Below are 10,926 nucleotides of genomic sequence, written 5' to 3'. Positions count from 1 at the left end.
CACCTATTTAAGATTGCCCTCGGCCCGGCGCCTAAGATACAACGCCGGGCATGCCCCCCAAAAATCCGTTCGGTGTCTTGGTGTGTCTGTTTCTCGGCCTCTGCCTGCAAAGCATGGGACAACCAGCAGTGACCGTGCGGATTGCGACCGTGCAAGAAGAGGACTGGCGGCGCGAATCTAGCCAAGGCCCTGCCGAGACTCTTCGGGATCGCTTGAAGGCTCAAACTGTCATCGAACTCCACGGAGGCACGGCTCAGGAAAGCAAGCTGCTGCTCCGCAGCGGCAAAGAACAACCTGTGGTGCAACATTGGGATTATGCGGACGACAGCAACAAGGTCATCGCCAGGAAAACCGATCTAGAGTGGATCGGCACGCAGGTGATGGTGCAGCCAGGGGCGTTTGCATCTGATGGCACAGAGGAGCTGCTGGATATCGAGATCACGCATGACATCGCCGCGCCAGACAGCCGGGCTTATCAGTATGCGACGGCGGCCAAGGGGGCTGAACGTGACAAGCACACGGTCACGTTGCCGCGCCTTCATCGTCTGCACTGGAAAGGTGAGCTGCCGCCTGATCAAACGGAACGCGCCATCGCCAGCTTCCCATTGGAGGACAGCCCAGGCACAAGATTAGTGGTCTTTTTCCATTGCGACAAAGGTCCGAAAGCCCCCTTGCATGAGCTCACGCAGACTATCTACCGCGTGCCGGAGTTGGAAATGGTCGAACTGTTGCTGGCAAACCCCGCAAATGACGCGGCCATCATCGAACACCTGGAGAAAGCACGAACGGCTGGGCGAGCGAGCATCGTGTCAGAAGTCTCCACCCTCGCCGGCCGAAGGCTGACGGGCAGCCTGCAGGCAGGCACGGAACACCATCTCCCCAGCGAGATGAATCCCGAATATGACCTCCTCTATCAGCTTCCAGCCTCCTTTGAGCCCGTGCTGGAAGGAACTAAGCTGGATTTCCATGCCGATCCGAACCTCAACCTCATGGAAGACCACGCGGACAAAAAAGATCCTCTCGATCCCTTCTCCACCGGTCCCGTGCGCGCACGCGTGCCTGCCATCATTTCCTGGCACAGCCACATCCACACGCCCGGCCCTCTGGCCGTGAGCTGGCCGACATCATGGCTTCATGTGAGTGACCGGAACTACAAGCCCACAGGCAAGGCCATCACGGGCTTCATGGACTGGTATGACCGCTTCGGACAGATGGTGATGACCGATTTGAGTCTTCCTGACAACACGCCCCGTGTGGTGGCGATGCTGCCACCTGCGGACCAAGTCTGGGGGGCTGCTTGTGAAGGCCGCTGGCTGGATGTCATCGTGGCCCGCCGCCAGGATCAGGCGGAAGCCACGCCAGCCAAGGCTGCCGCTGATATCTCATCGTCGCGATTACTCATTGGCATCAGCCTGGACTCGCGAGACGCACTGGCGCTGCTGGAGAAGCGTGGCGGTCAGGATGACAGTGCGCTGCTGCGTCAGCTCATCCAGCGTGTCAAAGCAAGGACTGCCCAGGTGCGGCTTTCCACCAGTCATGGCTACGCGATCGAAGGCCATCAACATGAGGTCAGAAGCACACGCGAGCATGTCTACCCCACGGAGATGCCCAGTATTCCTTCCGCATGGAATGAGATGGAAATCGGCACGATGGTGCAGAGTGATGGTGACCAATTCGCCCTGGAGCAGGATCTGGCCCCGCCCGGCCGCATGGAGTGGAAGCTGGCCCTGGATGTGCCGGAAGCCATCATGTGGGAGCCCAGCCGTCGCTTCATCCGCTCGGAACCTGCCGTGCCCAGCAAGAGCGGCACTTATCTGTGCAGCGCGGCAGCCGTGCCAGTCATCCTTGCAGCACCGGGCATGCCTGCTGGCGAGACGCTGCTGATCTTCTCGCATCAAGGCAGTGGTGCAAGACCAGCGCAGGATCCCTCGCTGGTTCATCAGGAAATAGAGGCCTTGATCTTTGAGGTTCCCGAGTCAGACGCTGACGTCTGGCAGGCTCTCAAGCCGGCAGAATTTGCGGCACTTACAGCCCGAGAACTCAATGGCGGTCGCGCGAAACTGAGCGGCCACATGTTTCAGCGCCAGCGACCAGGAGCGGAGGGCCGGATCCGGCTGGTAGAGGAGCAAATGACAGCCACCGAGTTTGATCCTCCAGAGAAGGAAACTCCCGGTCGCATGAGGCCGACAGCCTTGGAAACCCTGCCGGTGGGCACGAGCATGGAAGCACATCAGATCCTGGAGGGCTTTGGTGAAGGAACGCTCATTGTCGACCTGCAGCACTCCATCGCCAAACCTGTGGAGCCAACCTTGCCAGACACGCTCAAGATCGCCGCGACTGGACATGAAGACTACCCGGGTGCGAAACATCTCTTCAGCGAATGGAAGATGGAACTCCCCAAGTTTCAACCTAACGAAATACGTTGTCTCGGTGTTCGCAAACTTCCCGGCAACGACAAATTCGTTCACATCGCCTACATTCGACTCCGTGAGGCGAAGTGACCCCGCCTCAGCTTCCTTCCATCGCCTGATAGAAAGTCTCCGTCTGCCTTGCATCGGGGATGACCTCGATCATCACCGCGCCATCGGGCAGATCGTGGAGATCCTGTGGTAGTGTGGCGCGCACATAGGAGAGGCCCCACATCGCGGCCCAGGGCTCAAAGCTCACGCGGTGGTTGTTCTCGATGACGTGCCGGACCTCCTCCGGCAGGCCTTGCAGACTCTTCACATGCGAGAAGATCTTGCCACCCTGGTTGTTGATGATCACAAGACGGCGGTTGCCCTGCGGAAGCTGCGGCATGATCCAGGGCGCGGAGAGATCATACATGGCGCTCAGATCACCCACGATCAGCCAGGAACTGCGCGAGCTCGCACTCGCCCCCAGCCAGGTGGAGACAATGCCGTCGATGCCATTGGCACCGCGGTTCGCATAAAACTCCACGCCCGGAGGTGGTGAATCCAGCGCCATGTTCATCTCGCGGATTGGCAGGCTGTTGCCGATGAACACACGATCTCCCTCGGTCACCAGACGCATGATGTGGCGCATCCAGGCGGGCTCACACAGCGGCCGCTTGGTGATCTCCTCCTCGAGATGACTTTTGCCCGGATGAATGGATGCTGGCACGAGACTCAAGGAAGCGAAATCGCTGAGAGCATGCCAGGGCAGCGTCTGCACATGCTGCTTGCGTGCCAGGCCTGGAAACTGAAGGCGCGAGACATTCGTCACCCACACAAAGGGTTTGCTCTCCAGATCACGCCACCAGCGGGAGGAAGGGATGCCGCCAATACGAATGACCTGACCGATCTCCAGCGAGTTAAAAGTGTCCTCGGCAGCGGGCAGAAGAAGCTCATCCAGGCTCGGACGATCAGGCGACTCCCCCCACAGGTTTGAAGTGGCCTCCGCGACGATGGGCAGACCAAGTTCCTTGAGAATCGGCGCGGCCTCGCGGGCCTCATGCGGATGCAGGCCGCAGGCGATCACCACCGTAGGCGAGCCAGAAAGGATAAAGGGCGCGGCCTTGGCAGGCTTCAGCGGCTTTTGGGGATGATGCTTCAGGAAATCGATCCCGCTGCGTTCCGCATCCAGCGGCTCATCCAGGCAGATGTTGATGTGCAGCGGCTTGTCCGTCAGCCGGGTCGGCCAGGAGATGCTGGTCCCCTCCTCCACGTCAATGCAGGCGCTCACATAGTCGCCAAAGAGATCCTTTTGCTCGATGGCTTGTGGCGCGCCGGTCCCGCGAAAACGCTTCGGCCGGTCTGCTGTGACCAGCACCAGCGGCAAACCTTGATAGTGGGCCTCGATCACGGCAGGCAGCAGCTCGGCCGCCGCCGTTCCAGAAGTCGTCAGCACTGCCACTGGCATGCGGTCTACCATCATGCGACCGAGCGCGAAGAAGGCTGCGCTGCGCTCCTCAAAAAAACTCCAGATCTTGATGCCGTCACTGGCCATGAGACCGGTAATCAGCGGCGCATTGCGCGCACCAGCCGCCACACATACCTCGGCCACTCCGAGCCGGGCCAGGGCGGTCAGCGTGGAGCGGATGAGGAGGCTTTTCATTCCGTGAAATCAGCTGGATCGACCTGCGGCTTAAACACCCGCAACGCCGGAAGGTCGTGCATGATATTCGGACTGCGCATCAAAGTTTCCCCGACAAGCAACGCATCAGCACCACAAAGAGCCAGTCTTTCGGCGTCCGACACCGTTTTGATACCGCTCTCCGCCACCAGGATGATGTCATCCGGCACCTCTTCAGCGATCGCTTCGGTCGTGCCCAGATCCACCGTGAAGTGCTTCAGGTTGCGATTGTTCACGCCGATGATGCGAGCGTCCGTGTCCAGCGCGCGCTCCAGTTCCGGCAGGTCATGCACCTCCACCAGCACATCCATCTGGAAGGTGTGCGCCACATCCAGCAGATGCACCAGCGTCTTCTGGTCCAAAGCGGCCACGATGAGCAGAATGGCATCCGCTCCCGCCACGACGGCTTCATAGATCTGCGCCTCATGAATGATGAAGTCTTTGCGCAGGCACGGTATGTCCACCTGCTCGCGGATCAGCGTGAGGTAGTTCAGATGTCCCTGGAAATACTTTTCGTCCGTAAGCACGGACAGCGCGCTCGCACCGGCTTTTTCATAACCGCGGGCGATGGTGAGCGGATCAAAGTCCGCCGAAATAGTGCCTGCGGAGGGCGAGGCGCGCTTGACCTCGGCGATCATGCCGAGGCGGGTCGGGTCAGCACGCAGCGCATCCGCCAGCGAGCGGAAGTCATCCCGCAGCGTCGCCGCGGCACGCAATTTCTCCACACGAGGCAGCAGCTTCTCCACCTCCGTGCGCTTATGAGCGATGATTTCGTCCAGCTTGTTCATGGGGCGCGGACAATGGGAAGCGCGGGCCGTGGTGCAAGATAAAGAGCGGGGTGTTTCGTCACCTGTGGCATCGCAGGGTTGAGCCACAGCCTGCTAAGCGCCCACAGCCTACCGTACATTGACCTATAAAAATCACTCGGAGCGATGCCTGAACCTGAATCATGAAGAAGCCGAAAGCGAAGCCTGCCCCCCAACGTCCCACGCCCTCCACCTCAAGCAAGGCTGGGAGCCTCACCGGTCTTCTCACTGAGGTCCGCCAGCTCATCCAGGGTGCCCGGCGAAGTGTCGCCACTGTCGTGGATACTCTCCAGGTGATGACGAATTTCGAAATCGGCCGCCGAATTGTGGAACATGAGCAGAAGGGGGCCAAGCGGGCAGCTTATGGAACCGAGCTGCTGAAGGAGCTTTCGGCGCGATTGACGGAGGAGTTTGGGCGAGGGTTTTCGGAGGATAATCTGTCCAACATGAGAAGGTTTTTCCTCATATGGCAGGAGCGAATCCAGATTTTCCAGTCAGCCACTGTAGAGATTTCCGAGACGCCGTCTCGGAAATTGGTCCCCACAAAGATTTCCGAATCGCTGACTCGGAAATCTGGAAATCCCTTCACTCTGAGCTGGTCGCACTACGTTGCGCTCCTCACCATCAAAGATCCCGACGAACGCAGCTTCTACGAGATCGAATCGGCACAGGCTGGCTGGGATGTCCGTGAGCTCAAACGCCAGAAAGCTTCCTGCCTTTACGAACGACTCGCTCTCAGCAGAGACAAGGAAGGCATCCGCAAACTGGCGAAGGAAGGCCAGGTGATGCAGCGGCCTGAGGACATGCTGAAGGAACCGCTGGTACTGGAGTTTCTCGGACTGGATGAGAAGGCCAGCTACTCGGAAAGTGATCTTGAGCAGGCCATCATTGACCGCCTGGAACATTTCCTTCTCGAGCTTGGCAAAGGATTCCTCTTCGAGGCCCGCCAGAAGCGCTTCACCTTTGATGAAGACCACTACTTCGTAGATCTCGTCTTCTACAACCGTCTGCTGCGTTGCTACATTCTCATCGACCTGAAACTCGACAAACTAACCCACCAGGACCTCGGGCAGATGCAAATGTATGTGAACTACTATGACCGCGAGGTGAAGCTGCCTGAGGAGAATGCGACCATCGGCCTGGTCATCTGCAAGTCCGCCAAAAAGACCGTCGTCGAGCTCACTCTGCCGAAGGACGCGAACATCCACGCGAAGGAATATCAGCTCTACCTGCCCACCAAAGAACTGCTGAAGCAGAAGCTCGACGAGTGGAGTGCAGCCGTGAGGCAGTAAGGCCTGGTTTCAAAAACCCGCCATACCACTTGCAACGCCGCGTGCGGTGAATTAGGCAGCACGTCCCATGGAAACGAACCAAAAGTCCGTCCTGACTGACCTCCAGGCGTTCGACGTGGCGAGCCTTAAAGGCCGCCTGATCGAGCTCCGGAGGTATCTTTGACGTCCCGAAACTGACCGAAGAGCTCAATGCTCTGGAACATAAGATGACCGCTCCCGGATTCTGGGACAGTCAAAATGCCGCGAAGAAGGTCATTGACCGCGCGAACGTCATCAAAAAACAAATCGAACCTCTCGGCGGGCTCGAATCACGCGTGGAAGACTTCCCCGTGCTGATCGAGCTGGCGAAGGAGCAGGGCGATGTGCAGAGCATCAAGGAGGTGCAGGTGGAGTTCGACGGCATTCAAAAAGCCATCGGAGCCTATGAGCTGGATCTCCTGCTCGCCGGCCCGTTTGATCGCGGCAGTGCCTTCATGACCATTCACTCTGGTGCCGGTGGCACGGAGGCCTGTGACTGGGCGGACATGCTGATGCGCATGTACATCCGCTGGTGCGAGCGCCACGGCTGCAAGGTGCAGATCATCGACCATCAGGAAGGTGATGACGTGGGCACACGCTCCGCCACGCTGGAAATCCAGGGCGAGAACGCCTTTGGCTTCCTGAAGTGCGAGCGCGGCGTGCATCGTCTGGTGCGCATCTCCCCCTTTGATGCGGCGAAGAAGCGCCACACCTCCTTTGCGTCCATCGACGTCACGCCTGACAACGAAGAGGACATCAACATCGACATCCGTGATGACGATCTGAAGGTGGACACCTATCGCGCGGGCGGCAAAGGCGGCCAGAACGTGAACAAGGTGGAAACCGCAGTTCGTATTACGCACGTGCCGAGCGGCGTCATCGTCGCCTGTCAGGTGGAACGCTCGCAGCCGAAGAACCGCGCCAAAGCCATGGCGATGCTCAAGGCCAAGCTCTACCAGATCGAGGAAGACAAACGCACCGCCGAAGTCGCCCGCCAGTATGGCGAGAAGACCGACATCGGCTGGGGCAGCCAGATCCGCAGCTACGTTTTCCAGCCCTACCAAATGGTCAAAGACCTCCGCACGGGTGAGAAGACAAGCGACATCTCCGGTGTCATGGACGGCGACCTTGATGCCTTCATCGAATCCAAGCTCCGCGGCAAGAAAGCCGGGGAAGCAGATGCTGACGACGACGAATAAACCAGCTCTGGGTTCCTGATTCTTTAACCACTAATGGACACTCATTTACACTAATGGTTCCAAGCCTTCTTTGGCTTGGTCACTAGTGACTATCAGTGCCCATTAGTGGCAAACAAAGATCGAATAGCAGAAGCAATGATTGTTACGCCGCCCACGGTCCCTGCTTGAGGACGATCTCGGGAACGAAGGATTTCCACTCGGGGTTTCCTTCTCTCAGCATCTGGCGGACGTTGGCGCTGCTGACGAAGACGCAGTCTTCGAGACAATCGGAGATGCTGCGAACGCTGCCGGTCTCCAAGAGGTAGCTCAATAGATGTGCCTGATGCGGCTGCACTTTGGCGAGCGCGCCGGTGCGCAGCTTGCCAGTGATGGGATCACCCACGGGATAAACATAGAGACGCACCTGGTTCTTGAAGAGACGACCGACCGCCTCGAGCAAGCCTCCGCCGAGATCGACATACCAGCGCTCGTTGAAGAGCTCCTCAAACAGCGGCAGGCCAAGCACAATACCCACCGGCTGCTGAGTGTAGCGGGCCAGATAGGAACTCAGGCGATGGAACTCGGCATACTTGGACACGAGCACGTTTTTACCGAGCGCTTGCAGGATGTCGGCACGCGCGAGGAAGTTTTGATACTCCACAGCGCAGTCATCCATGCAAAGTAGGTTATGCATGGTGATCTCGCAGATCTCCATCAGCCCGTCAGACTCCTCACCGAAGTCCTTTTTAAAGTGAGCGATTCCGCGATCAAGCATGTCGAGATTCACACGCGTGATGGGATCAAAGGTGCCGCGGCTGAGGAACACGGGCTTTTTATAGAGCACATCCGCCGCCTGTAAAATCTGACCATCTGGACCGAAGAGCGCCGCATCAGATAGACCGCTGCGCACAAGCTGGAGAGCGACAATACGATCCTCGAAATTGACCGCAGGAAAGGCCGGGCCACTGAAGTCGATCATGTCGATCTCGATGCGCCAGCGATTGAGGTCATCCATCAGGCTTTCCAGGAAGGTGGAGAGCGTGGAGCGCAGATGGAAGGCCGCGTAAATCAAGTTCACGCCAAGAATGCCGAGGGCCTCTGCCTGCAAAGGATTCGTGGCATCCAGCAAGCGCACATGGAGCTGGATGTCGCTGGGAGGCCCCTTGGGGTCTGTTTGAAAACGAAAGCCCATCCAGCCATGACACTCTTCCTTCGTGTCGCGGAAGCCTTTCGCTCGAACCGTGTTGGCGAGCGCAAAGAAGGTGGTGGTCTCACCACGCTTCGCGGCCAGACGATCCTGCACGATTTGATACTCGTGATCGAGCATGGCCGTCATGCGCTGACGCGAGACATAGCGCTGAGCCTTGCCATAGATCTCGTCACTGAAGGTCATGTCATAAGCGGACATGGTCTTCGCCACCGTGCCGGAGGCACCACCCGCGCGGAAAAACCAGTTCGCGATCTCCTGCCCTGCGCCAATCTCTGCAAAGGTGCCATACACGCGATGCGCGAGGTTCAGTCGCAGAGCCTTTTCAAGAGTTCCCGGACGTTCGTGGGGTGGAAGCGGAGTCATGGACATCGGTATTACGTTTGGCGGCGGGAACATGACTCGATCCGGTAGCAGATCAAATGCCACCTCGACGCGCTGCCACAATGATCTCGACACCCGATCCTTGAATCATGTCCGCCCACAGCTTCTCACGGCTGGCCAGCTTTTCAGGAGACCAGCGGTTGCCGATGCTGGTGGCATCCAGCAGCACCAGCAGTTCGGCGGCACGCTGGGAGCTCATGAGAGACTGCTTCACATCCAGCACGAAACGGCGCTGCACCTCCGCCTCCGGAGTGGTGGCCAGATTGAAGACCATCACCACACGCGGATGCGATGGCTTCCATGAAGCTGCGAAGTCATCCTCATCACCGAGATGTATGGAGACGAACTCACACTGTGACATTTGCCCGAAGCGCTCGCGCACACCGCGTGACCAAACTTCCCGATGCCCCGGCGTAGCATCCGTGCCATGCACAAGCACCGTGATGATCTCCTGCCCACCCTCAATCCGGCGCAAGGTGCGGACCAGATAACTGTTCCAGCCCAGGGACAGCATGCGCCGGTTGATGACCTGATGCGCGCGCCATGCAGTCAGCCCAGCAAGCAGTAACCGGGGAAGAATCACCAGCACCAGCAAGGTGCCCGCATAGAGATGAATCCAAGGAAGCGCTGGAGCAGGTGTCTTTGCCACACCTCCCGTGCGATGCATGGCAGGCAGCTGATCCAGAGGCAGCGGCAAGCGCAGCACCGATGAAGCAGGTGTGAAGAGGCCGCCAAAAAAGCTCTGCGCCTGGGTTTCATTCAGCAGCGTGCTCTCCCACACCGCGCGATATTCCTTCGACCAGCCGCGAGCATACAAACCAACCGCGCTGCCCAGTGCCAGCAAGGCCGCGGCAATATGCAGCCAGGCGCGAAAACGGCGCTGCCAGCGCTCCATGGCCGGCGCATTGGCCAGCAGGGCAAAGCGCTGATCCACGGTCAGACCTGTGGGAGGATCACCTTCAAAACCACCGCGCTCACCATTCTGTCGCGCCAGTTTTCCAGCCAGCCACTCGAGCCATGCGCTGCTGCTTTCCTTCTGAAACTCCATGACCAGGGAGATCAGCATGATCACCAGGTTCCATGCCAGCAGACCCACCAGTGGAAGAGCCAGAAGATTGAACTCAACATCCTGACCGAAGCCAGCAAGGGCATAACCAATAACAGCGGCAGCAGCCCAACCTAACCAAATCCATGTTTTACTTCCGGAAGCAACAGAGAGACGCTCGATGATGCGCACCAACGATCCATTGCAGCCCACCACCTCCTGCTCCAGCCAGCGCGCACGGCGTAACAAAAAGGATGTCTCACGAGCACCAGCAGGATCCTTGCTCACATTCTCCGCGGAGAGTCCGGCTCGTGTGCGTGCAGTCGCCTCGGCACGACGTTCCTCGGAAAGCAGGGCACCGTCGGTGTCCCCTTCCTCGATGGCGCGCCAGCGCAGGATGCTCTGCCAGTCATTCCAGTCCATGCGGGTCAACCATGCTTGAGTCGGATGCTTTTGATGCCTGAATTTTTCAATGTGGTTTGCAGTCTTTTTAGAATACGCGGCAACTCTTGGGTCAGGGCATGATTCACGGTGGGTTGCAGAACACGAACCGTTAAAACACCTCGCTGAATACTGTCAGGGCGGGAGTGGTTGAAGAGGAAGTCTCCCACGATCTCACGCCACGCGGCCAGGACCTCCTCCAGCTTCATCCGGCTGCCCAGGCCCGCCTGGATGATCACCTTCTCCACCAGGTCCGACACATTCTGGGTAGGGAGGTCCAGCACCGGACCTTCATCCCCCCCTCGCCACGCCGAAATCACCGCATGACGCAGGCGCTGGCGGGGGGTGGGGTATCGGCGGTCGGACATTGGTGCTACGATGCGCGCTGGATCGCAAAAATGCGAGGCCGATTTGTGGGGTCCCCTACCCTTGGACCGGAGTTTCACCCGAAAGTGCCAGTTTTGGATGATTTCCAAGGGAG

8 protein-coding genes are annotated in these 10,926 nt (G+C 58.8%); 3 read left to right on the top strand and 5 right to left on the bottom strand.

The genetic code is table 11. The annotated features are described in order from the left end of the window. The first annotated feature begins 50 nt into the window (after positions 1–50). The gene (locus BGE01nite_RS02260; RefSeq protein ID WP_146848637.1) at positions 51–2,501 is read left to right on the top strand and encodes a hypothetical protein; all 2,451 of its coding nucleotides are present in this window, start codon (positions 51–53) and stop codon (positions 2,499–2,501) included. Between the two features lie 7 nt (positions 2,502–2,508). On the opposite strand, the gene menD is transcribed toward BGE01nite_RS02260, so the two are convergent. Then, complete coding sequence (gene menD / locus BGE01nite_RS02255; protein WP_146848636.1) at positions 2,509–4,056, bottom strand: 2-succinyl-5-enolpyruvyl-6-hydroxy-3-cyclohexene-1-carboxylic-acid synthase; 1,548 nt, start codon at positions 4,054–4,056, stop codon at positions 2,509–2,511. Beyond that, entirely contained in the window at positions 4,053–4,862 is an 810-nt protein-coding gene (trpC, locus tag BGE01nite_RS02250) for an indole-3-glycerol phosphate synthase TrpC (RefSeq protein ID WP_146848635.1), read from the bottom strand. Before trpC ends, menD begins: the two co-directional genes overlap by 4 nt. A gap of 161 nt (positions 4,863–5,023) precedes the next feature. On the opposite strand from trpC, the gene BGE01nite_RS02245 reads away from it, so the two are divergent. Further along, a complete protein-coding gene (locus tag BGE01nite_RS02245) occupies positions 5,024–6,172 on the top strand; it encodes a PDDEXK nuclease domain-containing protein (RefSeq protein WP_146848634.1) in 1,149 nt (382 codons plus the stop codon). Positions 6,173–6,239: 67 nt separating this feature from the next. Beyond that, a protein-coding gene (gene prfB / locus BGE01nite_RS02240) for a peptide chain release factor 2 (RefSeq protein ID WP_425485683.1) occupies positions 6,240–7,389 on the top strand; the annotation gives its coding sequence in 2 pieces (ribosomal slippage) (positions 6,240–6,332 and positions 6,334–7,389; 1,149 coding nt in all). A 142-nt stretch (positions 7,390–7,531) separates the two neighbouring features. Here the strand turns inward: prfB and BGE01nite_RS02235 are convergent. The 3 genes from BGE01nite_RS02235 to BGE01nite_RS02225 are packed head-to-tail and all read right to left on the bottom strand — an operon-like array spanning position 7,532 to position 10,921. Further along, the gene (locus BGE01nite_RS02235) at positions 7,532–8,941 is read right to left on the bottom strand and encodes a TonB-dependent receptor (RefSeq protein WP_146848632.1); all 1,410 of its coding nucleotides are present in this window, start codon (positions 8,939–8,941) and stop codon (positions 7,532–7,534) included. A gap of 52 nt (positions 8,942–8,993) precedes the next feature. Beyond that, entirely contained in the window at positions 8,994–10,427 is a 1,434-nt protein-coding gene (locus BGE01nite_RS02230) for a DUF2868 domain-containing protein (protein WP_146848631.1), read from the bottom strand. A 5-nt stretch (positions 10,428–10,432) separates the two neighbouring features. Then, positions 10,433–10,921, bottom strand: coding sequence for a DciA family protein (locus tag BGE01nite_RS02225; protein WP_146848630.1), 489 nt, complete (start codon positions 10,919–10,921; stop codon positions 10,433–10,435). Positions 10,922–10,926: the final 5 nt, after the last annotated feature.

The organism is Prosthecobacter gellanilyticus (assembly GCF_007992435.1).
In the GTDB taxonomy this organism is placed as follows: Bacteria; Verrucomicrobiota; Verrucomicrobiia; order Verrucomicrobiales; family Verrucomicrobiaceae; genus Prosthecobacter; species Prosthecobacter gellanilyticus.
This window is presented reverse-complemented; position numbering and strand designations above follow the sequence as displayed.